We start from the raw sequence: 23,865 nt of genomic DNA on the forward strand, positions 1-23,865 counted from the left end.
GTTTATCCTGCAACTCAGGTTAAAACTCTTTTTGTATCCAGTTACGCAATTTATCGAAAAAGCCAGTAACAGATGAGCGTTTAGGTTCATTATAATCGCTATCGTCGCTAGACTGCATGTCTCTTGCGTAATGAAGTAATCCAACTGCCGTAGAATGGTACGGCTCTTTTACATAGTCAGTTAATCCGCTGACTTCGAGCGGTTTGCCGACCCTTACTTGATTGCGGAATACGCGTTCCGCACATTCTATCACTCCGTCCATTTGCGCAGCACCGCCGGTGAGTACAACTCCCGCAGCTAGATGGTGCTTTATACCCTCTTCGCGCAATTTCGCTTGTACAGAGTCAATAGTTTGGTTAACCAGTCCCATAAGCTCAGAGTAGCGTGGCTCAATCACTTCTGACAACGTTTGACGTTGCAGACTACGTGATGGTCGCCCACCTACGCTTGGTACATTAACCGTGTCATCCTTACTGACCAGTTCACTCAAAGCACAGCCATATTTGACTTTTATTTCTTCAGCATCGCTCACTGGCGTACCAAAAGCAAAAGCAATATCGCTGGTTACAGCATTTCCTGCGTACGAAAATACTTCTGTGTGACGTAACGCACCGCCAGTCCAGATGGCCACATCCATCGTGCCGGCGCCAATATCCACCACACAAACTCCAAGCTCTCTTTCATCCTCGGTGATTACTGCATTACTTGCAGCAAGCCCAGAAAATACGAGTTGCTCTACTTTAAGGCCGCATCGTTCTACCGCCTTAATAATATTGCGTGCCATGTCATTATGGCATGAGATAAGGTGGACACTTACTTCCATTCTTACCCCAGATAAACCAAGCGGATTTTTGATTCCCTCTTGGTAATCAATGGTGAACTCTTGCGGAATCACATGAAGGATTCGCTGTTCATCACCGATTTTAATCGATTTTGCGGTATGGATAGCGCGATCCATGTCTTCTTGAGACACTTCTTCATCTGAAATCGTGCCCATACCTTTTTCAATTCGGCTTGCGATATGCTTACCAGACAACGAAATGAAGACTCGGCTGATCTGGCACTCGGCCATCAATTCAGCTTGATCAATTGCACGTTGTACTGATTTTACAACCGACTCCAAGTCATTCACGCCACCTTTATCCATGCCACGTGAAGGGCTACTACCTGCGCCAATAATATTAATTTGACCGTCTGGTAGAACCTCACCCACTAGAGCCGATACGGTTGCAGTGCCTATATCAAGACCAACAATAATGTTGTCATCAGCGGCCTTAGTCATCTGTACTCTCTTCTAACTCTTGTTCAGGAAACCAACCAACTGCGGCTCCTGTATCGTACCTAAGATCGATATAACTGATTCTTTGCGTGTCACTGCCAAGCTTGTTATAGAGCTTAAAAAATCGCTCTATACGCTCAAGAAGAGACTCTTTACCGAGCTCTAATCGAATACCGTTATCAAGGATGATTTGCCAAGCTCGTCGCTCGTTTAATACCAGAGACGATATCGCTAAACCCAATTGCTGAAACTTAGGACTCAAATCACGGTAAGTCTGTAAGACTTCTGGTCCGCTGTCTTTGGGTCCGTACAGTTTCACTTTTTCTTCTTGTAACAGAGCCACATCGCCATCAAAAACAAACCCGTTTTTATCTAACAGTTCGTTGCCATTCCAAATGGCTTCAGGTTGATGCTCTGTCAAAAAAACTTTTACTGTATCCGGCCACTGCTTTCGGATTGCGGCATGCGCCACCCACGGCAGAGCTTCGACACTTTGCTGTAATACATCAATATCCTGAGACATAAATGTACCGATGTGATCTATTCGACTAAATGCAGCCTGCACATCGTCAGCTTGGACATACTCCAGTTTTCCCTGAAGTACTATTTTGGAGAGAGGTAACCTTTGGTCATCCCACATCCAACTGATCGCCGAGTACAAAACAGAACTAATTAAGGTCACAACCACAACGAAAAATAACGCACCCAAGATTTTCTCTTGGCGACCACGGTTATTATCCGTGTTTGGTCGCTCGTCATTCAGTGCAATATTCAACAACGTCTTCGTTTCCTGACTTTTGTCGTGTACTTTTTACCCACATAATTACGCAGAGGTAAAAGTCTTGACTTTAACCTTGGGATTATACTGAGCTCTTGTAAACTATCAAACACTGATAGCAATAAATCACAATGATATTGACGCAAAATCGAGATCTGAGTCTTTATCTGTCCTTCGCGCCAACAATCTATGTTAACCAAGCATCTTGTTTATATTTAATTCAAGACCTGCCAGTTGTTTCGCCACTTTACCAACATCACCCGCACCTTGCGTTAAGATTAGGTCGCCGTCTTGTATAACGTTAGCTAAAACTGAAGGTAATTGCTCGATTTCTGGAACAAAAATCGGATCTACCTTACCTCGGCTGCGAATTGTGCGACACAATGAACGTCCATCAGCTCCTGCAATTGGCTTTTCACCTGCGGCATAAACATCCAACATGATTAATACATCAACTTGCTCTAGAACATTCGCAAAGTCATCGTACAGATCACGAGTACGGCTATAACGGTGTGGTTGGAAAATCATAACGAGACGTTTATCTTGCCAACCGCTTCGCGCAGCATTAATGGTCACATCAACTTCTGTTGGGTGGTGTCCGTAATCATCCACTAACATGGCATGACCATTACCGGTATCAAACTCGCCAAGGTGATCAAAACGTCGTCCCGTGCCTTGCGTTCCGGCCATTGCTTTTAGAATTGCATCGTCTTCAATGTCATCTTCGGTAGCCACTGCAATCGCAGCCGACGCATTAAGTGCATTGTGACGACCTGGAATGTTCAGAGTGATATCTAGGTTGGCACGCCCTTTACGTACTACCGTAAATTTGCCTTGCTGACCTTCTTGACGATAGTTTTCAATGCGTACGTCAGCATCTGCGGAGAAACCGTAAGTAATCACTTGACGACTAATACGTGGGATTAACTCTCGAACCACAGGATCATCAATACAAACAATAGCTTGGCCGTAGAACGGTAGATTGTGTAGAAAATCAATGAAGGTTTGCTTTAACGTTTCAAAGTCACCCCCATAAGTATCCATATGATCGGCTTCAATATTAGTGACGATACTTACCATTGGTTGCAGGTGCAGGAATGACGCGTCGCTCTCATCCGCCTCAGCAATTAGAATACGACTCGAGCCTAAACGAGCATTTGTACCTGCGCTTTTCACCAAGCCGCCGTTTACAAACGTTGGATCAAGACCGGCTTCAGAATAAATTTGTGTCACGAGCGCCGTCGTCGTCGTTTTACCGTGCGTGCCCGCAACGGCAATACCATGACGGAAGCGCATCAATTCAGCCAACATCTCTGCGCGGCGTACGATTGGGATACGTAACTCCCGCGCAGCTATCACTTCTGGGTTTTCTTCGTTGATAGCGGTTGAAACCACAACCACACTGGCTTTTTCAACATTGCTAGCTTGGTGCCCGATAAATACCGTCGCACCTTTTGATACTAAACGCTCTGTCACAGGGTTTTCTGATAGGTCAGAACCCGTGATTTGATAGCCTTCATTCAACAGCACTTCTGCAATGCCGCTCATGCCCGCACCACCAATACCGATGAAGTGGATGGATTTCACGCGGCGCATCTCTGGCACCATGGCGCGAATCTGAGCTAAGTCTTGTGTATGTTGGATTGTCATCAATTCTATTCTCAATAATTCGTTAACGCTTTTCGGTCAAAGCGACAATGGCTTGTGCGACAACTCGGTCGGCATTCAATTTAGCAGCGCCACGCGCTTGCTCAGCCATCGTAAGTAAAGCTTGGCGATCCAATTGTTGGATCTGCTGAGTCAAAGACTCAACGGTTAAATCTGGTTGTTCAATCATTTTCGCTGCGCCGCATTCTACTAGATGATCGGCATTCAGTGCTTGTTGGCGATCTTTATGCATAAAAGGAACAAAGATAGCCCCTACGCCTGCCGCTGATACTTCAGAAACGGTTAACGCCCCTGAACGACAAACTAAAAGGTCAGCCCATGCATAAGCCTCTGCTACGTCGTCAATGAACTCTGTGACCTCTGCATTTACCACACCATTAGCTTGGTATGCGGCGTTCACTTCTTCGGCGGAACCTTTGCCCGCTTGATGACGAATACAGTAATCACCGCCCAACTTTGACATCACTTCTGGCAGAGTTTGGTTAAGAATGCGTGCACCTTGGCTACCGCCCATCACCAGAATACGAATTGGGCCTTGGCGATCTTGCATTCGCTCTGCAGGCGCTTCTAATCTTGTTAGGTCTTCACGCACAGGGTTACCGACTACCTCAGCATCAGGGAACGCGCCAGGAAAGGCCTGAAAGACTTTCTTAGCAATTTTTGATAGCCATTGGTTTGTCAAACCCGCAACCGCGTTTTGTTCGTGCAGAACAACAGGAATACCGCTCAACCAAGCCGCAATACCACCGGGACCACTCACATAACCACCCATACCTAACACGGCATCGGGCTTCCAATGCTTCATGTGCGCCCGAGCTTGCATGATGGCATTAATAATTTGAAATGGAGCTGCAAGCAGACGCTTTACGCCTTGACCTCGTAACCCTTTCACTTTGATAAAATCGATTTCAATGCCATGTTTTGGCACCAAATCCGCTTCCATTCGATCCGCCGTGCCTAACCAACGGATCTCCCAGCCTTGCTCTTGCAGCTGTTTTGCTACAGCTAACCCTGGGAATACGTGACCGCCAGTACCACCAGCCATCACCATCAAACGTTTATTTTGTTTCATTAGTTTGTTGTTCTGATTGTTGTTGCTCGCGTTTCAAGCGGCATTCGTAATCGATACGCAGCAATATGGACACTGCGACGGACATAATAATCAGACTGGAACCACCATAACTGATTAGCGGGAGTGTTAAACCTTTGGTTGGTACGATACCGGCTGCAGCACCAACGTTAACCAACGTCTGGAACGCAAACCAAATACCGATACCGAAAGCCAGATAACCGCCGAACATTTCGCCTTCTTCAAACGCACGCTTGCCTATGTAAACCGCTTTTAACACTAAGCTAAAAATCAACATTAAGACCAACACAACGCCAACAAAACCGAGCTCTTCAGCAAGTACGGCAAACACAAAGTCGGTATGCGCTTCCGGTAGATATTCCAGTTTTTGAATTGAATTACCGAGACCTTGACCGAACCATTCACCACGACCAAACGCCATCAAAGACTGAGTCAACTGATAGCCACTGCCAAATGGGTCTTCCCACGGGTCAAGGAAGGAGGTTACTCGTCGCATACGGTATGGTTCGACTAAAATCAAACCTACCACAGCGCCGATACCTGCCACCATCAACGCGAGAAACTGAGTCAGTTTTGCGCCTGCGATAAACAGCATGCCAAACAGTGTTACTAGCATCACGACGACCGTACCCAAGTCTGGCTGACCAAGCAGTAATACTGCGAAGAAAGCAAACACCATGATTGGCTTCATAAAGCCACCAAAGAAGGTTTGTCGTACTTCGTCTTGCTTTCGAACTAAGTAACCAGACATGAAGATAAACAGCGATAGCTTCGCGACTTCCGCTGGCTGAAGGTTAAACAGCCCAAGGGGAATCCAACGAGACGCACCATTAACCGACTTACCCGCCAAGAGCACGATGATCAACAGCGCGAAAGAAGCCCAAAGTAAGTAATGGCTCTTCTTAAACCACTCTTGCAAAGGCACTTGCAAAATAACAGCGGAGGTCCCTAACGCCAGCACGAGAAACGTCGCATGACGAAACATAAAGTGGAACGGCTGTTCCGTTAATCGAGAGCTGATTGGAAATGATGCAGAGGTTACCATGACCAAACCAGTCAACATCAAACCCAGTGCAATCCACACTAACTGACGATCAAACATCGCCTCTGGTGCTGGATGCTTGAGCCAATTGCCAATACTGCGTTTAACGTTACCTAAACCCACGAAGTGTGTAACCTTTAATTATGCATATTTCTGAGCAAGAGCAGCGAAAGCATCACCTCTTGCCATAAAGTTGTCGAATTGATCAAAGCTAGCACATGCAGGAGACAGCATCACCATATCACCTGGTTTTAACTGCGAAGATACTTGTTGAATCACATCTTCCATGGTGTCGAAACGTATTGCAGATTCATGCAGTGGCATAAATTCATCGCCATCAGCGCCAAAGCAGCACAGTTGCAAGTTAAGCGTCGCGAAGATCGGTTTTAATGGCGAGAAGTCAGCACCTTTGCCAACACCACCAACGAGCAAGTAGAGCTTACCTGTCGACTCCAAACCAGATAGCGCAGCCATAGTGCTCGCAATATTAGTTGCTTTAGAGTCATTCACCCATTTTACGCCTTGATTATCCGCAACCACCTGGCATCGGTGTGTCAGTCCCGTGTAATTTTTAAGTGCATTCAATGCGTTGTGATAATCAACGCCCGCAGCCTTTAAGAGCGCTAAAACGACCAATGCATTGGATAAGTTGTGTTTACCAACCAACTTAAGCTCATCACTTGCGACAACTCGTTGACCATGATCGAGTAGCCAAGTGCGATTGCCATCCACCTCGAGACCAAAGTCCTGATTGTCGCTGCCAAATGTCACCAATGGCATCTCTGCGTCTGGGAAGGTTTCTTGATCATCACGGTTCACTACCGCAAGAGCAGCGTTGTCAAAAATACGCAACTTGGCTTGTCGATAATCAGACATGCCTTGATAACGATCCATATGATCTTCAGAAAGATTCAGGAACGCTGCAGCTTTGAGCTTTAAGCTTGACGTTGTTTCCAACTGGAAGCTTGAGAGTTCAAGCACATATAGGTCTGCGTCATGTTCTAGTAAATCCAAGGCAGGAACGCCGATATTGCCACCAACGCCAACTTCCAAACCCGCGGCCTTAACCATCACGCCTGTGAGATCGGTGACAGTGCTCTTACCGTTTGAGCCCGTAATCGCAATCACAGGCTTCTGCACCGCCCAGGCGAATAACTCAATATCACCAACTACTGTCGTGCCTTTTTCCAATACGGCTTGGATCTCTGGTGTCGCTAGCGCAATACCAGGGTTGGTCACGATAAGATCCGCGTCAGAAAGCCAGTCTGTATTCCAACCACCACTATGCAGTTGAACATCTTCCGGCAAACGCTCTGCACCCGGAGGGTTTACGCGAGTATCAATGACTTTGACCACAAGCTGTGGCTGATTTTTTCTTAGGTGTTTAACGACAGAGAGCCCGGTAATACCGAGCCCTACGACGACAACACTATGTATGTTTTGCCAACGTTCCATATTTGATCACACTGTAAATCTTGTTCTTGGAAAGTGCGATTAACGCACTTTCAATGTCGCAAGACCAATCAGAACAAGAACCATAGAAATAATCCAGAAACGCACGATTACGCGAGGTTCTGGCCAACCTTTCAATTCGTAGTGGTGGTGAATAGGTGCCATACGGAAGATCCGCTGACCACGCAGTTTGTATGAACCCACCTGTAGAATTACCGACAGCGTTTCCATCACAAACACACCGCCCATGATCACCAACACCAACTCTTGACGAACGAGAACAGCAATAGTGCCTAACGCGCCGCCAAGCGCTAGTGAGCCGACATCACCCATGAACACTTGTGCTGGGTACGTGTTAAACCACAAGAAACCAAGGCCTGCACCGACGATTGCTGTACATACGACAACCAACTCAGAAGCATGTGGTAGGTATGGAATATGAAGGTATTCAGAGAAGTTAACGTTACCCGTCGCCCATGCAATAACCGCGAAGCCTGCAGCAACAAGAACCGTTGGCATGATTGCCAAACCGTCTAGACCATCGGTCAGGTTAACCGCGTTACTCGTACCGACAATCACAAAGTAAGTCAGGATAATGTACATCAAACCAAGTTGCGGCATGATGTCTTTAAAGAATGGCACCACGAGCTGAGTGGCTGCAGTGTCTTTACCGTAAGCGTACAATGCAAAAGCCACGACAAACGCGATCAACGATTGCCAGAAGTACTTCCAACGCGCGATCAAACCATCGGTATTTTTGCGCACCACTTTACGATAATCATCAACAAATCCGACTGCACCGTAGCCAAGCAAGACCGTCAATACCGCCCATACATATGGGTTGGATAAGTCAGTCCAAAGCAAGATTGTGATTGAGATGGCCGCTAAGATCATGATACCGCCCATCGTTGGAGTACCACGCTTACTAAAGTGAGATTCAGGACCTTCGTTACGTACTACCTGACCAATTTGCAGCATTTGCAAACGCTTGATCATGATTGGTCCCATCCATAATGACAGACCCAGAGCGGTTAATACGCTTAGAATTGCTCGAAAAGACAAGTATTCAAACAATCGGAAAAAAGACAGGTATGGCTGTAGCAGCTCGGCAAGCCAAATAATCATTAATAATACTCCTTCAAAGCAGCAGCGACTTCAAACATACGTGCACCGTTCGCTCCTTTCACCAAAATCGTATGGTTTTCAGGAACGGCTTGGTCTAGATGCTGCTTGATGTATTCAATCATCTCTTGGTGCGTCTCAAAATGAATGCCTTGGCAAAGCTCACTGATCACCTTGGCGTCTGCACCATATGTGAGAACATGTTCAAATTTTTGTGGGGCAGCATGTTCCCCGACTTGACGATGAAGTGCAAGACTTTCCTCGCCCAATTCCGCCATATTACCTAAAATCAGCCAGCGCTGACCTGGGAAAGCAGCTAATAAGTCAACCGCCGCTTTCATGGCTGGCACGCTTGCGTTGTAGCTGTCATCAATCAATTTGATTTTTTCGCTCAGCGCTTCAACCTCGACGCGACCTTTCACTTTGTTTAAATGTTTAAGGCCAGCGCGAACCTCTTCTAATGTGGCGCCCATTTGCAACGCAATAATAGAAGCTGCGATTGCATTCGCCACGTTGTGTTGACCTATAATACCCAGAGACAGTTCAATTTCTTGTGAGCTTGCTGCGATATGTAGGTTAAAGCTGGCCTCTCCCGCGGCATTCATCACGATATTTGATGCATAGTAATCAGCCGCAGAATTACTTTGTGAGAAGGTGATAACTTCCTTATCCGCCAGCACGCTTTCCCACTTTGTTTCGCCATTGCTGTCTAAATTGACAATCGCAATACTACCTGCAGCAAGACCTTGGTAAATTTCACCTTTGGCTTGTTTCACGCCATCAATAGAACCAAAGCCTTCAAGGTGCGCGGCGGCTACATTATTCACTAACGCGATATCTGGTTTTACTAACTGCGTTGTGTAAGCAATTTCACCGATATGATTAGCACCAAGCTCAATCACGGCATAATCGTCATCCTGCTGTGAGCGCAATAACGTCAACGGAACACCAATATCATTGTTGAAGTTACCTGCAGTAAACAGCACTTTGCCTTTCAATTGCAGAATGCTCGCGACCATTTCTTTGACGGTCGTTTTACCGCAACTGCCTGTGATGGCAACGGTAGGTGTTTGGCAAGTTTGATGCACCCAAGAGGCTAACTCACCCAGTGCCATTTTGGTGTCCGACACCACGACTTGTGGCACATTCACATCTAGACGTTTTTGTACGAGTAAAGCACCAGCGCCTGCATCCACCGCTTGCTGGCAAAAGTTGTGCGCATCAAAGCGCTCACCCACCAGCGCAACAAATAAAGCACCGTGGTCAATCGCTCGTGTATCAGTAGAAACCGCGCCGATAAGTAGATCATCGCCGAATAGCTCACCGCGAGTGATGTTGGCAATTTGAGATAACGTTACTTTGATCATGAGGACAATCCTAAAAGCTGCATAGCAGACTCACGGTCGGAGTAATGAATCGTTTCGCCATTCCGAATTTGATAATCTTCGTGGCCCTTACCCGCTAACAAGATGATGTCTTTCGGCGAAGCATTCTCAACCGCATAAGACAGTGCTTTGAAACGATCATGCTGCACAATCGCTTCGGCAGGTTTTGACAGCCCGGATAACATGTCTTTTACAATCTGAACCGGATCTTCACTGCGTGGGTTATCGTCAGTCAACACCACTCTGTCGCCTAGACGCTCTGCAATTTCCGCCATCATTGGGCGCTTACCTGCATCGCGATCGCCTCCGCAACCAAAAATAGCCCAAAGCTGCCCCTCACAGTGAACTCGTAAAGCTTGCAGTGCTTTTTCTAGTGCATCAGGAGTATGGGCATAATCGACCACGACTTTGGCACGGTCCTCTGTCTGGAATAACTCCATTCGGCCGAGTACAGGTTGTAACTGACCTGCGGTTTCGAGTAACGCTTGTTTATCCTTACCCAAGCTTAATAAGGTCGCAAAAGCGAGCATTATGTTGGTTGCGTTAAACTCACCAATCAGTGGCGCGTGCAATTGACCTGAGCCAAATTTACCATCAAATTGGATAGTAATCCCCGACTCCGCGTAACGGACATCTGTCGCCCAAATAGCGCTTTCAAATTCAGTGTTCGGTTTGAGTGACACCGCAATCGCATTGCTTAACTGCGACGCCCATGCATGACCGACTTCATCATCGATATTGATAATGGCACGTTCACATTGATGTTGTGTAAACAACCCCAGCTTTGCATTGGCGTACTCTTCCATCGTGCCATGATAATCTAGGTGATCACGACTTAGATTAGTAAACACACCCGCCGCAAACGACAACGCCTTGACACGGCCTTGCGTTAAGCCATGAGAAGAGACTTCTAGCGCGGTGTATGCGGCTTGTTGATTTGCGAGAGAGGAGAGCGTTTTCTGAATTTCTACAGCATTCCCTGTTGTATTCGCGGCTTGCTGTAAATTGTCGAGAAAACCATTTCCCGTCGTGCCCATCACTGCCGCTTTGTGGCCAAGTAGCTCTAGCCATTGTGCAATTAGCTGAGTAATGGTGGTTTTTCCGTTGGTGCCGGTGACACCAATCAAATCCATATCTGGGTAAGCATAGAGCTTTCCAGCAATTGCAGATAAACGTTGATCCAACGTATCGAGGTAAATAACGGGAACGTCATCGATGATTTCCACCGTGCCGTGTGCTTTTACATCACAGGCTTGCGCTAGAACCGCATTGGCGCCTTGCTCAATGGCAGAAGCAATGAAGTTACGCCCATCCACAACATGGCCAATCACCGCGACAAACGTGGTTCCAGGTTGAACTCTTCGGCTGTCGAGCTCCAATTCAGAAACAAGAACGGACGATAAGCTAGGGCAATCCACCCAAGGGGAAAGCAGCACGTCCATACTGATGGCTTTAGTCATATTTGTTCTCCGAGCTTTGGCTCAGGTTTTCTTAATTTTGTTTGCTCAGTAAGCCACTCGGCTTACTGCTGGAATTTGTTTTCGTCTGGTGCAACATTGAGTATTTGTAGCGCGCCTTTCATGATTTCAGAGAAGACAGGAGACGCTACCGAACCACCATAGTAATCATCACCTTGAGGCTCGTTTACGATCACAACCAATGCAATTCGCGGATCGCTAACCGGAGCAAGCCCTGCCGTATAAGTGATGTACTCATCGCTGTATCCACCTGCAGACGCTTTACGTGAGGTACCTGTTTTGGCTCCCACTCGATAACCAGGAACTGCCGCTCGACGAGCTGAGCCTCCTTTTTGGGTTACGGTTTCCAGCATGTCCAAGACCTGGCGTGCGTACTTTGCACTCACTACTTGGCGCGACATGTCATGATCATTGCTTTCGATAATATGGATTGGCTCGTATTTGCCGAGATTTCCAAGCGTCGCATAGGCATGCGCTAACTGGATTGGCGTTATCGATAGACCATAACCAAACGCAATCGTGGCACGTTCAATAGGAGACCATCGTGTTCGTGTCGGGAAGATACCAGTCACTTCCCCAACGAGGTTCAGACCAGAAAGCTCACCAAAGCCCACAGAGCTGTACAGACCGAGCAGCGCCTCTACTGGCATTTGCATTGCCAGCTTCGTCACACCGATGTTACTCGATTTTTTGAGGATCGTGGTCAAGCTCGCTTTACCCACGCGGGATACATCTCTTACTCGGCTACCACCTAAACGAAGTACACCATTACCGGTATCTACGATGGTATCTTTATCGGCTACCCCATTTTCTAAGGCGGCTAAAATAACGAAAGGCTTAATGGTAGAGCCTGGCTCCATCGAGTCCGTGATCACTCGGTTACGCATTTTATAGCTTTGCCAGTCGCTACGATTGTTAGGGTTGTAGGAAGGCGCATTCACCATGGCCAATACGGCGCCGGTTTTCACGTCCAACATAACAACGGAGCCTGACGTGGCGCGATGGTCCGCAACAGCTTGTTTAATAGCACGATAAGCAATCGCCTGTAGGCGCTGGTCGATTGTCAACTGGAGTGACTTACCTTCTTGCTTGTCTTGCCACGCAATGTTTTCTACGACGCGACCATAACGGTCTTTACGAATGGTTTTCTTACCTGCGGCGCCAGTAAGCCACTCATCGTAGCTACGCTCAACACCCTCTAGACCATGCCCATCAATCCCCGTCACCCCAACTAAGTGAGCACTAACCTCACCGGCAGGATAGTAACGACGAGATTCTGACTTAAGACCCACACCAGGCAGCTTTAGCTCACGAATATAGTTCGCCATGGCTGGACTCACTTGGCGCTGCAAGTAAATAAAGCGGCGCTTTTCATTGTGCTTGATCTTGTCTATCAACCCTTGTCGGTCAACACCAAGAACATCCGCTAATGCATACCAACTCTTGGTCTGGCTTAAGGCATTTTCTTTAAATATCGTCGCGGGATCCGCCCAAACGGCCTCAACAGGCACACTGACAGCGAGCGGCTCACCATTTCGGTCCGAAATAATACCGCGTGCAGAAGGAATGGATTTCACACGAACCGAGCGTAGGTCACCTTGTTTAATCAGGTTATCCGGTTCAATGATTTGAATATAGGCTACGCGCGCCACCAAAAGTGCAAATGCACAAAAGACAAAAAACAGTAATAGATGGAAGCGCCAACGAATCAGAAAGGATTCTTCAACCGCCACTTTCACTGCTTTTTTCTCGGTTTTCGTATCCCCCGAAGCGTTTTTTTCTTTCGCGACAGGTTTACGCTTGTTGCTTGGTTTCGTGTTGGTTTTCTTTCTAATCATTTGAGCGTGACAACCACTTCTTTATCGCCATCAGGTCGTTTCATTTCAAGTTCTTTTTTGGCAAGGTCTTGAACACGACTGTGTTCCGCGAGGGCCGTTTCTTCCAACATCAGGTTGCGCCATTCGCTATCTAAACGCTCTCGTTCAACCAAAGTGTGATCTTTTTCGGTGATCGCTTGACGCGCATGGTGGGTAGCAAATACCACTCCCATTGCCGATGCCACGATCAATAGCAACAACAGTAATGGCCAGCGACCAACGGTGATAAGATCCGTTGCAATCAACTTAGCAAGGTTAGGAGTGGGCTTAGTCATAATAATTAAAGCTTTTCTGCAATTCTTAGCACAGAGCTGCGCGAACGAGGGTTCATTTCAATTTCTTGTTTGCTTGGCTTAATCGCTTTGCTCACCGCTTTCATATTCGCACTACCAAGAGCACGAATTTGCTCTTCAGTCATTGGAATGCCGTGTGGCACTTCAGGTCCTTTGCTCTCTTTACGGATAAAACGTTTGACCATACGGTCTTCCAGAGAGTGGAAACTGATGACAGATAAACGACCTTCAGGAGCCAGAATGCTTGCCGCACCTTTTAATGCCGTATCAATTTCTTCTAACTCACTGTTGATGTAAATACGAAATGCCTGGAACGCACGAGTCGCAGGGTGTTTTTTCTCTTTAAAGCTTTTGGGTGCAGCATCTGAGATCAGCTTCGCGAGCTGGCCAGTACGTACCAAAGGTTCATTTTCTTCGTCTTCACGGTAGGCAACAATCGCTTTGGCAATGCGGCGCGCGTGTTTGTCTTCACCAAACTCACGAATCACCCAAGTAATATCATCTAAGTCAGCTTCCATTAGCCATTGAGATACGGGAATACCTGATGTTGGGTCCATACGCATATCTAGCGGGCCGTCTTTCATAAAGCTAAAGCCACGCTCTGCGTCGTCTAACTGCGGAGAAGAAACACCTAAATCCAGTAGAACGCCATCAACTTTGCCAACCAAGTCATACTCTTCAGCATACTCAGCAATACCAGAAAATGGACCATGAATGATGGTGAAGCGAGGATCATTGATTTTGCCTGCTTCAGCTATCGCTTGAGGGTCACGATCGATACTGTACAGTCGGCCGTTTTCTCCGAGTTTAGATAGAATAGTCCGGCTGTGACCGCCACGGCCAAATGTTCCATCGATATAGATACCGTCTGGTTTGATAGCTAAGCCATCAATGGATTCATTTAATAACACGGAAATATGTTGGAAGGTTTCGGTCATAGCTTTCTCGTTGAATGATCTTGAAGCGATTTTAAGATATGTTGCTCTCTCATGCTGAATACTTATAGCAAAAGATCAACCTACCATAGTGTACTGATTTCCCACATCATCGCCACCTCAAGTCTAAAGTCAGACGTGATTTAACGCCAAGTTTATTGGTAATGACAGGGTTTGCGTCAATAAAATGCAAAAAACCCATCACTACAAAAAGTAGTGATGGGTCTCGAATAGTTGGAGTCGACACATAAGCCGGGTTCTGTTCCGCTTGCGCGGCGGTAGCCATTCGTCTAGGCCAGCAATCGCTCACTGGCTCAAGCAACCTACCCGCCTCCTTACGCGAGCAACGCAATGTGGAGGCCTATTTGGTCTTGCTCCGGGTGGAGTTTACCCTGCAACGAACTATTGCTAGTCGTCCGGTGCGCTCTTACCGCACCCTTTCACCCTTACCTGTGCCCTAGGGCCATCGGCGGTCTTCTCTCTGCTGCACTTGTCGTAGGCTTGCGCCTCCCAGGCGTTACCTGGCACCCTGCTCTATGGAGCCCGGACTTTCCTCCCCTTTACCAGTCTCCCGAAGGACGTCAACGTCAGTCTCCCAAAGGACTTCAACGTCAGTCTCCCGAAGGACATCAGTAAAGCAGCGACTACCCAGTCAACTCCGAGGGCGGATTGTATAGAGTTATCCACTCTGAGTCTAGTGAGATCACAGATATGATGAAATGAATGCATTGAGTGGTGTTTTTTTAACCTAACCATCAAACATTGAGCCTAAAAAGGCCGATATTTTCACATCGACCCGCTTTACCATGTGTCTCGTTAGCAGTGCTTAGTCTAAGTTTTCTAAGCCCCACTTATACAACGCATTCTTCTTCAAGTTATGAATTTCTGCCACCAAAGCCGCTGCTTTTTTCAAAGGCAGCTCTTTGGTTAAAATCCCTAATGTACGCAAAGCATCATCTGGCAATGAGTCGTCCGCGGTTTCGCGATGGCCATGCACCAACAATACCATTTCGCCACGCTGTTGGTTATCGTCACCTTTCACCCACTCAATTAACTCACCTAATGGCATGCCTTGAATGGTTTCAAAGGTTTTCGTTAGTTCTCTCGCCAACACGACTTCTCTATCTGGGCCAAGAACGTCTAACATGTCTTGTAGAGAGTCCAAAATACGGTGCGGTGACTCGTAAAAAATACACGTACGCTCTACCGAAGCAATCTCTAGGAATTTATCCTTACGGCCTTTGCTTTTCGGTGGTAAAAAGCCTTCGAAGCTAAAGCGATCGGATGGCAAGCCTGATGCACTTAACGCCGTAATGACCGCGCAAGCACCAGGAAGCGGCACAACTCTAACGCCCGCTTGACGACATTTTGTCACCAAATGGTATCCTGGGTCGCTGATAAGTGGCGTACCAGCGTCAGAAACTAACGCGATAGACTGACCGGAAAGCAGCTTTTCTACCAAAACCTGTGCTTTTTGCTGTTCATTGTGATCATGCAGAGCAAAAGTTTTGGTTTGAATATTGAAGTGAGACAGTAATTTACCCGTATGTCGAGTATCCTCAGCAGCAATGATGTCCACCGTCGACAGAATTTCGATAGCACGTTGGGTGATATCCGCTAAATTTCCGATTGGAGTCGGTACGATATAGAGAGTTGGCCCCTCATTCGGCAACTTATTTTTATCTGTCATTTGTTTACCATCACTTCAACGATTAATATAGAGACAATTTTGTACAAAATTATAGAGAACTCACGGCAATGATTAACCATAAGAGACTCAGTGTACCACGCATACTTACTCCTGTTGCACTAGCAATTACGCTCGCCGCCTGTTCTTCAGGTCCAAGACAGCCTGATGGCGTTGATGTAACACTTGAGCCTACTCAGTCTGTTCAGAACTATATGATCCAAGCTGATAGCACGGAAGGCAGTTTACAAAATGACTGGTTGATCATGGCAACCAAAGCCGCTATTCAAGCGAACCAGTTTGATCAAGCAGAACTGTTGATCAAACGTCTGGCTCGACAACAGTTGACCGAAGTTCAGCAAGCGGAGTGGCAACTGGCGCGTGCGACCATACAGCAAAAGCAAGGCAATTACTCGCAGTTGCTGCAATTGTTAAACTTTAAACCTTGGTGGAAATTGCCAAACGAGCAATGGAAAGACTATTACTTGATGCGTGCCGACGCTTATCAAGGCCTCAACCAAGCGTTTGAAGCAAACCGCCAGCTGGTTGCATTTGGTCAATACGCCTCGTCAGCAGAGCAGAGGGAAATCTCTAGCCGTATTTGGATGAACTTTGGCAGCTACTCAGAATATGAACTCACCTCATTAGAAACAGAGCCGAATGAGGATGTTCTAGACGGCTGGCTTCAGCTGGCTGTTTATGCAAAAACGCTGTCGGGCAACCTGTCCCAACTTAAAAATACGCTAGAGCGCTGGTTAAGCGAAAACCCTTCGCACCCAGCTGCTATCTATACACCAGAAGAGATTCAAAACATTCTCTCTCTTGATATCGTGAAGCCAAACAATACTGCTTTATTGCTGCCGCTGACGGGTAAGTTCTCGCCACAAGCGCAATTAATTCGTGATGGTTTTGTGTTTGCGATGATGAATGATCGTAATCGAGATCCTAGTGCAACACTTACGGTGATTGACACCAATGCGTATAACGCTGACCAAATTAAACAACGCTTGATCAATGAAAACATCGATTTTGTTGTTGGCCCTCTAGAAAAAGAGAACGTGGAGTTGTTGCACACAACCATGGATGGCTCAGCAAATGGCCCTACCATTCCAGCCCTTGCGCTAAATATCCCCGAGGATGTGCAACCAGATAGCAATATTTGCTACTTGGCATTATCACCGGAACAAGAAGCCGCACAAGCTGCAAAACACTTGTTCAGCGAAGGCTACAACTTCCCTCTTATTCTTGCACCAAAAGGCAGCTTTGGAGAGCGTGTAACTGAGGCTTTCAACAAAGAATGGCGAAAGTACAGCTCTAACAAAGTCGCAGCAAGTTACTTTGGTGACAAGCGCCAACTTCAAAAAGACATCAATGAAGTATTTGGCCTGCAAGAGAGCAAGCAGCGTATCGCCCAGATGCAATCATTAATGCGAGTTAAGCTTGAAACACAGCCACGTAGCCGTCGTGATGTTGATGCGGTTTATATCGTAGCTAGAAGCACTGAGCTGACTTTGATCAAGCCGTTTATCGAAGTAGCGATTAACCCTGATGCGAAAGCACCACAGATCTTCTCTAGTTCGCGTAGCAACAGTGGCGGCGCGACATACGAAGATCTAACAGGCATCATCTACAGCGACATTCCATTGCTGATTGACCCAGATCCTAGCGTAACCGCTGAAATGAACGAGCTTTGGTCAGAGCAATCTAACATGGAAAAACGTTTGAAAGCACTCGGTATGGATGCATATAAATTGATCGGTGAACTTCCACAAATGAAGGTCGTTCCTGGTTACTCAGTCGGTGGCCAAACCGGTATTTTAAGTATAGACAACAACTGTGTTGTACAGCGTGAATTGAGCTGGGCTGAGCGTGGGGCTCTTTAGTAAGCGCCAAATCGGAAATCAATATGAAGCTCTGGCGAAGCACTATTTGCAACGCCAGGGCTTGCGCTTTATTGAACAAAATTTCCTGACCAAGGTCGGTGAGATTGATTTAATCTTCCAACAAGGTGAAACTATCGTGTTTGTTGAAGTCAAATATCGTAAGAACGATCACTTTGGCTCAGCAGCAGAAATGGTAACGCACGCAAAAATGCGCAAGCTAATCAAAACTGCACAAGTTTGGCTTAGCCAACAAAAGCGCTTAAAACACAATATCGATTATCGGTTTGATGTCATCGCTATTCATGACAATGGGCGAGATATCAACTGGATAGAAAACGCAATCTCTGAAGGATAAGCGATGCTAGACAGCATTAAAGACAGCTTTACAGAAAGTATTCAAATTCAAATCGCAGCAGCAGAGGCGCTGCCCGATGCCATTACTCACGCGGCCCAAGCGATGGTCTCAAGCTTGCTCAATGGCAACAAAATTTTATGTTGTGGTAATGGCGGCAGTGCTTCAAACGCTCAACAATTTGTTTCTTGTCTTTTAAACCGTTTTGAAACTGAGCGCCCTAGCCTACCTGCAATGGCCTTAACAGCCGATAATACAACCCTGACCGCTGTTGCAAACGACTACCACTACCAGGAAATTTTCTCAAAACAGGTACGAGCGTTTGGCCAGCCAGGCGACATTCTGCTTGCCATGTCGACTAGCGGTAACAGCAAAAATATTATCAAAGCGATGGAAGCGGCCGTAACTCGAGACATGACGATTATCGCGCTAACAGGAAAAGATGGCGGTGAGATGGCAGGACTGCTTGGTGAGAACGACGTCGAAATTCGCATTCCATCACACCGCACTGCACGTATTCACGAAGTACATATGGTGACACTCCATTGTCTTTGTGATCTTATTGACCAGGTGCTTTTCCCTGCTCATGAAGAGTAACCAAGACTGAGGGTCAGAATTATGATACGTAGCCTCGTTATCTTATTAACAGCATTGAGTTTAAGTGGTTGCGCTGGCTTGTTTATCGCTGGTGCTGCTACCACAGCAAATATTGTCACGGACACACGCAGTACAAAACAAATTTGGCAGGACAACAACATCGAATTCGAAGTTGCAGCGATCGGTAACAAGGCGCCGTTTAAAGGTGAAGTTCGTGTGGTTGCCAGCTCCTATAACGGTACGGTTGTTCTTATGGGTCAGGCTCCAACGCAAGACCTTATCCATGCTTTGGAGCGAAGAGCTCGAGAAGTTAGTGGTGTGAAAGTCATACACAATCAAATCAAACAAAAAGAGCCACTCACTGTCACTCAAATTAGCAACGACAGCTGGATCACAACCAAAGTAAAATCAGCCTTGCTGACCGACTCTGAACTCAATGGCGTTAAGGTTAAAGTGATCACCGAAGACGGCGACGTTTTTCTGTTTGGTTATGTCACACCAGAGCAAGGCGAGCGAGCGACAGAAATCGCGCGCAATATCTCTGGCGTAAAACAAGTCATTAAAGGGTTCCAATATGGCGAAATGGAACCTGTTGAAGTGGACTTACCGAGTGACGGTGTACAAACAATAGAAAGTGAGACAAACGCGGAAAATGAAGCCAACGTCGAAGCATTTACGATTGAGTAATTGCGAAACATCACTTGAAAACACGTCAAGACACCAAAAAGAAAAAAAGCAGCGTTACGCTGCTTTTTTATTATTTAATCACTCTTAAGCTTGGTTTGCCTTTTGGTCGAGGAGCATCGTCCTCTTCGGCATCCGAATCAGAGGCTAACTCAGAAGGCTCATCGCTAACCGTTGTAAACGATGGGGATGATTCTTCCTCGGTCATCGCTTCTTCTTCGATGTGAGTGTACGCTTCTTCTGGTTCAAACATAGTACCAGCACCATTCTCACGCGCATAAATAGCTTGGACAGCATACACAGGCACAATTACTGAGTGTGGACGACCGCTAAAGCGAGCATGGAAGGTAATCGCATCATTACCTAACTCAAGATTACCCACCGCACGTGGTGCAATATTCAAAATAATTTGACCATCTTGAATAAACTCAACCGGTACACGTACGCCCGGCATCGTTGCATCCACCACCAAGTGAGGAGTCAAGTCATTGTCTACTAGCCAATCGTAAAATGCACGAAGCATATACGGACGGCGAGCAGTCATTTTTGCAATATCCATAACGTGTTCTAAATCGCTTAGCGAACTAGGCGCATTTCACGTTCAGCTTCAGTTAAAGAAGCAAGGAACGAATCACGTTCAAATACGCGGTTCATGTACACCTTGATTTCTTTTGAACCAGGGCCAACCAGATCGATACCAAGTTGAGGCAAACGCCACAATAGTGGAGCCAGGTAACAATCGATCAAGCTGAATTCTTCGCTCATGAAGTACTCATATTCAGCAAAAATTGGCGCTAACGTCAGAAGATCATTACGCAGCTTTGTGCGTGCTTTTTCTGATTCTTCTGCATTACCTTTCATCACTTTTTCAGCGAGTGAATACCAGTTGCGTTCGATACGGTACATCATCAAGCGGCTGTTGCCACGAGCAACAGGGTAAACCGGCATTAGAGGTGGATGAGGGAAACGCTCGTCCAAGTACTCCATGATGATTTTTGAATCGTAAAGAGCTAGCTCACGGTCAACAAGAGTTGGCACTGATTTATATGGGTTTAGCTCAACAAGCTCAGCAGGAAGGTTTGCTTCGTCAACAAGCTCAACTTCAACACTTACGCCTTTTTCAGCTAGTACAATGCGAACCTGATGGCTATACAAATCTGATGCACTTGAGAAAAGAGTCATCACAGAACGTTTATTGGCAGCTACAGCCATGGAGCCCTCCAGTACACTTACAAATAAAAACAATGGAGGCTAAGCCTCCATTGTACATCAATTAAAATTGGGAATTAGCACGGTATTTTAGCACAATTAATGCACATCGCGCCAATACTCTTTCTTGAGCATCACGACAACGATAGTTAGAAGCACTAAGAAGCCCATTACCCACCAACCTAAAGCATGACGCTCAAGCTGTACTGGGTCACCTGAATAAACCAAGAAGTTCACTAGGTCGCCAACCGCTTTGTCGTATTCGCCTTCGCTCAGCTCCCCCGTACCGTCTGTTTCAGTACCAACAACAACTTGTACTTCTTCGCCATCTACGATTTTCGTATCGTAAATCGGCGTCGGGATACCTTGTAGCTCTTCGAGCACATGTGGCATACCAACACTCGGGAAGACAATGTTGTTCACGCCGAATGGACGAGATGGATCAACATAGAAAGAGCGTAAGTAAGTGTATAACCAATCAGCACCACGAACTCGTGCAACCAACGTAAGATCTGGTGGTGGAGCACCAAACCAGTTTGCCGCTTGCTTCGGTGGCATTGCGTTGACCATTAGATCACCGATTTTCGCTTCAGGATTGAAAATCAGGTTTTCTTTCATTAAGTCTGTTGGAATTTCCAAGTCTGTTGCTACACGCTCATAACGCTGATACTGCGTTGAGTGACAAGCAAAACAGTAGTTCATGAACAACTTCGCACCGTTTTGTAGCGAAGCTTTATCCGTTAGGTCAACATTCGCTTTATCCAGCGGAACATTGGCCCCAGCTGCCATCGCTAGTGATGGCAACATCGCAAATAGAATTACAATCCACTTCTTCATTTGAATGTCACCCTCTCTGGTAATGGTTTGGTTGCTTCATTTTTGCTGTAGAAGAACAGCAACACAAAGAACATGAAGTAACACAAGCTAAAGATCTGAGATAGTAGTGTGTACGTTGGTGTTGCAGGTAACGCACCTAAAATACCCAGAGCGATAAAGGCGATAGTGAACTGTACAATATTCAACAGATGAAGTTTGCTACGGTAACGGTATGAACGAACTTTACAGCGATCCAACCAAGGTAGAACAAACAGCACTGCAATTGACGCACCCATTAGGATAACACCTAATAGTTTGTCTGGAACCGCACGTAAGATTGCGTAAAACGGCGTGAAGTACCATACCGGAGCAATGTGCTCTGGTGTCTTCAGTGGGTTGGCCGCTTCAAAGTTAGGCGGTTCAAGGAAGTATCCTCCCATTTCTGGGTTAAAGAACAGCACGTAACAGAAGAAGAACAAGAAACCAGCCACACCAACCAAGTCCTTAACCGTACCGTATGGGTGGAAAGGAATAGAGTCGATAATGTCGTATTTCTTCGTGTAGTAATCGTGGAACTTGAACTGTGTCTTGTAATCATCGCCCATTGAACCTTTTGGTAGCTTAGTTTCGATACCATCAGGGTTGTTTGAGCCGACTTCGTGCAGCGCCAATACGTGCAGAACCACAAGAAGAAGTAGAACGATAGGCAGTGCAATAACGTGTAGTGCGAAGAAACGGTTTAACGTTGCACCAGAGATGATGTAGTCACCACGGATCCAAAGCGTTAGGTCATCACCGATAACAGGAATCGCACCAAACAAAGAAATGATTACCTGCGCACCCCAGTATGACATCTGACCCCATGGCAGTAGGTAACCCATGAATGCTTCAGCCATTAGAACGAGGAAGATCAACATACCGAAGATCCACAGTAGTTCACGAGGTTTTTGGTATGAGCCGTAGATCAGGCCACGGAACATGTGCAAGTACACAACAACGAAAAACGCAGATGCGCCAGTTGAGTGCATGTAACGTAGAAGCCAACCGTACTCTACATCACGCATGATGTACTCGATAGAAGCAAACGCACCGTCACCAGAAGGAACGTAGTTCATCGTTAGCCAGATACCCGTTAGGATTTGGTTAACCAGAACCAGCATCGCCAGAGAACCGAAAAGGTACCAAAAGTTGAAGTTCTTAGGCATTGGGTATTCAGACAAATGCTTTTTATAAGCATTCATTGCAGGAATACGCTTTTCAACCCAGTCTAACATTGCTTGCATTATGCATCCCCCTCATCAACACCCACAATGAGCTTGGTGTCGCTCAAATACATGTGCTTAGGAACGACAAGGTTCAATGGAGCAGGTACCCCTTGGAACACTCGACCAGCCATATCGAACTTAGAACCATGACAAGGACAGAAGAAGCCAGATCTTACGCCCTGGACCTGCTCTGAGAAAGAGTCTGGTAGATAGGTTGGTGAACAACCTAGGTGAGTACAGAAACCAACAGCGACAAAAAACTCTTCCTTAATCGAACGAAACTCATTCTGAGCGTACTCAGGCTGCTGTTCCATTTCAGATTGCGGATCACGAAGCTTATCGCCGATCGTTTTTAAGTTATCTAGAACGCTTTGAGTGCGGCGAACAATCCATACAGGTTTCCCCTGCCACTCGACACGAACCAGTTGACCTGGTTCAATTTTACTTATATCCACTTCCACCGGTGCACCTGCCGCTTTGGCTTTAGCACTCGGATTCCATGATTTGATAAAAGGCACGGCGACGGCGACTGCCCCTAACCCACCAACAACTGCCGTTGTAGCGGTTAGAAAACGCCTGCGACCGTTATTTAAAGGCGCGTTGCTCATCCAAACATTCTCCCATTTGCTCCCTTTGGATCGTTATTATTCCGCTTATAAGAGCATGGCTAACAAATAATGAATTTAGTTCTATTTATTGGAGGGAAATGATAAAGAAAACCCTACTTTTTGACAAGATAAAGCTACCTTTTTGTAACATTTGTGAGGCAAATCGCTCGCGTCGTCACAAAAGCGGCAGAATTATAAAAAATTGATGTGATTTGTAACAAGAAAGCACAACATGGAAGTTCTGCTGAAAGCTATTCAAACCTTTTATCTTGGTAGTTTTCAGTTAATTACACAGCAAAATATTTCTTAATGCACATTCAACTTACGTTATTTGTATTTTCACTTTTGTAGCACGCCGCATACGC

At 46.4% G+C, this 23,865-nt stretch carries 22 protein-coding genes and 1 other RNA gene; 4 read left to right on the top strand and 19 right to left on the bottom strand.

Annotation, left to right across the window (positions count from 1 at the left end):
- Positions 1-19 precede the first annotated feature (19 nt).
- From ftsA to rsmI, 14 genes are all read right to left on the bottom strand, one after another.
- Positions 20-1,282, bottom strand: coding sequence for a cell division protein FtsA (gene ftsA, locus R2S67_RS11820; RefSeq protein ID WP_012842150.1), 1,263 nt, complete (start codon positions 1,280-1,282; stop codon positions 20-22).
- Entirely contained in the window at positions 1,275-2,057 is a 783-nt protein-coding gene (locus tag R2S67_RS11825) for a cell division protein FtsQ/DivIB (RefSeq protein WP_012842151.1), read from the bottom strand. The genes ftsA and R2S67_RS11825 overlap by 8 nt, the downstream gene beginning before the upstream one ends.
- Before the next feature lie 192 nt (positions 2,058-2,249).
- Positions 2,250-3,707, bottom strand: coding sequence for a UDP-N-acetylmuramate--L-alanine ligase (gene murC, locus R2S67_RS11830; protein ID WP_237284632.1), 1,458 nt, complete (start codon positions 3,705-3,707; stop codon positions 2,250-2,252).
- A gap of 22 nt (positions 3,708-3,729) precedes the next feature.
- Positions 3,730-4,797 (bottom strand): undecaprenyldiphospho-muramoylpentapeptide beta-N-acetylglucosaminyltransferase, encoded by a 1,068-nt coding sequence (murG, locus tag R2S67_RS11835; protein WP_317344419.1) that lies wholly within the window; start codon positions 4,795-4,797, stop codon positions 3,730-3,732.
- Positions 4,784-5,980 carry a cell division protein FtsW gene (gene ftsW, locus R2S67_RS11840; RefSeq protein ID WP_005396444.1) on the bottom strand — a complete coding sequence of 399 codons (1,197 nt, stop codon included), beginning with the start codon at positions 5,978-5,980 and terminating at the stop codon, positions 4,784-4,786. The genes murG and ftsW overlap by 14 nt, the downstream gene beginning before the upstream one ends.
- 18 nt (positions 5,981-5,998) lie before the next feature.
- Positions 5,999-7,312 (bottom strand): UDP-N-acetylmuramoyl-L-alanine--D-glutamate ligase, encoded by a 1,314-nt coding sequence (gene murD, locus R2S67_RS11845; protein ID WP_317344421.1) that lies wholly within the window; start codon positions 7,310-7,312, stop codon positions 5,999-6,001.
- Positions 7,313-7,351: 39 nt separating this feature from the next.
- Positions 7,352-8,434, bottom strand: coding sequence for a phospho-N-acetylmuramoyl-pentapeptide-transferase (gene mraY / locus R2S67_RS11850; RefSeq protein ID WP_005372931.1), 1,083 nt, complete (start codon positions 8,432-8,434; stop codon positions 7,352-7,354).
- The gene (locus R2S67_RS11855) at positions 8,434-9,798 is read right to left on the bottom strand and encodes a UDP-N-acetylmuramoyl-tripeptide--D-alanyl-D-alanine ligase (RefSeq protein ID WP_203342985.1); all 1,365 of its coding nucleotides are present in this window, start codon (positions 9,796-9,798) and stop codon (positions 8,434-8,436) included. Before R2S67_RS11855 ends, mraY begins: the two co-directional genes overlap by 1 nt.
- Complete coding sequence (gene murE, locus R2S67_RS11860; protein WP_317344427.1) at positions 9,795-11,276, bottom strand: UDP-N-acetylmuramoyl-L-alanyl-D-glutamate--2,6-diaminopimelate ligase; 1,482 nt, start codon at positions 11,274-11,276, stop codon at positions 9,795-9,797. The genes R2S67_RS11855 and murE overlap by 4 nt, the downstream gene beginning before the upstream one ends.
- A 62-nt stretch (positions 11,277-11,338) precedes the next feature.
- The gene (locus tag R2S67_RS11865; protein WP_006743237.1) at positions 11,339-13,132 is read right to left on the bottom strand and encodes a penicillin-binding transpeptidase domain-containing protein; all 1,794 of its coding nucleotides are present in this window, start codon (positions 13,130-13,132) and stop codon (positions 11,339-11,341) included.
- Positions 13,129-13,446, bottom strand: coding sequence for a cell division protein FtsL (ftsL, locus tag R2S67_RS11870; protein WP_012842154.1), 318 nt, complete (start codon positions 13,444-13,446; stop codon positions 13,129-13,131). The genes R2S67_RS11865 and ftsL overlap by 4 nt, the downstream gene beginning before the upstream one ends.
- A 5-nt stretch (positions 13,447-13,451) precedes the next feature.
- A complete protein-coding gene (gene rsmH, locus R2S67_RS11875; RefSeq protein ID WP_006743238.1) occupies positions 13,452-14,402 on the bottom strand; it encodes a 16S rRNA (cytosine(1402)-N(4))-methyltransferase RsmH in 951 nt (316 codons plus the stop codon).
- A gap of 229 nt (positions 14,403-14,631) precedes the next feature.
- Positions 14,632-15,059, bottom strand: an RNA gene (rnpB, locus tag R2S67_RS11880) — RNase P RNA component class A.
- A gap of 166 nt (positions 15,060-15,225) precedes the next feature.
- Entirely contained in the window at positions 15,226-16,089 is an 864-nt protein-coding gene (rsmI, locus tag R2S67_RS11885; RefSeq protein WP_006743239.1) for a 16S rRNA (cytidine(1402)-2'-O)-methyltransferase, read from the bottom strand.
- A gap of 68 nt (positions 16,090-16,157) precedes the next feature.
- Between rsmI and R2S67_RS11890 the strand changes: the two genes are divergently transcribed.
- From R2S67_RS11890 to R2S67_RS11905, 4 genes are read left to right on the top strand one after another with little or no spacing between them, the layout of a single operon-like run.
- Entirely contained in the window at positions 16,158-17,969 is a 1,812-nt protein-coding gene (locus R2S67_RS11890; RefSeq protein WP_164666731.1) for a penicillin-binding protein activator, read from the top strand.
- Positions 17,956-18,324, top strand: a complete 369-nt coding sequence (locus tag R2S67_RS11895) for a YraN family protein (RefSeq protein ID WP_012842156.1) — start codon at positions 17,956-17,958, stop codon at positions 18,322-18,324. The genes R2S67_RS11890 and R2S67_RS11895 overlap by 14 nt, the downstream gene beginning before the upstream one ends.
- A gap of 3 nt (positions 18,325-18,327) precedes the next feature.
- Positions 18,328-18,918, top strand: a complete 591-nt coding sequence (locus tag R2S67_RS11900) for a phosphoheptose isomerase (protein WP_005372901.1) — start codon at positions 18,328-18,330, stop codon at positions 18,916-18,918.
- 21 nt (positions 18,919-18,939) lie between these two features.
- Positions 18,940-19,605, top strand: a complete 666-nt coding sequence (locus tag R2S67_RS11905; RefSeq protein WP_005396458.1) for a BON domain-containing protein — start codon at positions 18,940-18,942, stop codon at positions 19,603-19,605.
- A gap of 70 nt (positions 19,606-19,675) precedes the next feature.
- On the opposite strand, the gene sspB is transcribed toward R2S67_RS11905, so the two are convergent.
- The 5 genes from sspB to petA form a co-directional block, all read right to left on the bottom strand.
- Positions 19,676-20,161, bottom strand: a complete 486-nt coding sequence (gene sspB, locus R2S67_RS11910) for a ClpXP protease specificity-enhancing factor (RefSeq protein ID WP_031780550.1) — start codon at positions 20,159-20,161, stop codon at positions 19,676-19,678.
- Positions 20,162-20,178: 17 nt separating this feature from the next.
- Positions 20,179-20,814, bottom strand: coding sequence for a stringent starvation protein SspA (gene sspA, locus R2S67_RS11915; RefSeq protein WP_005372897.1), 636 nt, complete (start codon positions 20,812-20,814; stop codon positions 20,179-20,181).
- 96 nt (positions 20,815-20,910) lie between these two features.
- A complete protein-coding gene (locus tag R2S67_RS11920) occupies positions 20,911-21,648 on the bottom strand; it encodes a cytochrome c1 (RefSeq protein ID WP_005372881.1) in 738 nt (245 codons plus the stop codon).
- Positions 21,645-22,910: a cytochrome b gene (locus R2S67_RS11925; protein WP_005372880.1), complete on the bottom strand. Its 1,266-nt coding sequence runs from the start codon at positions 22,908-22,910 to the stop codon at positions 21,645-21,647. Before R2S67_RS11925 ends, R2S67_RS11920 begins: the two co-directional genes overlap by 4 nt.
- Positions 22,910-23,500 (bottom strand): ubiquinol-cytochrome c reductase iron-sulfur subunit, encoded by a 591-nt coding sequence (gene petA / locus R2S67_RS11930; protein ID WP_005396462.1) that lies wholly within the window; start codon positions 23,498-23,500, stop codon positions 22,910-22,912. The genes R2S67_RS11925 and petA overlap by 1 nt, the downstream gene beginning before the upstream one ends.
- Positions 23,501-23,865: the final 365 nt, after the last annotated feature.

This window comes from Vibrio sp. T13N, assembly GCF_032970445.1.
In the GTDB taxonomy this organism is placed as follows: Bacteria; Pseudomonadota; Gammaproteobacteria; order Enterobacterales; family Vibrionaceae; genus Vibrio; species Vibrio diabolicus.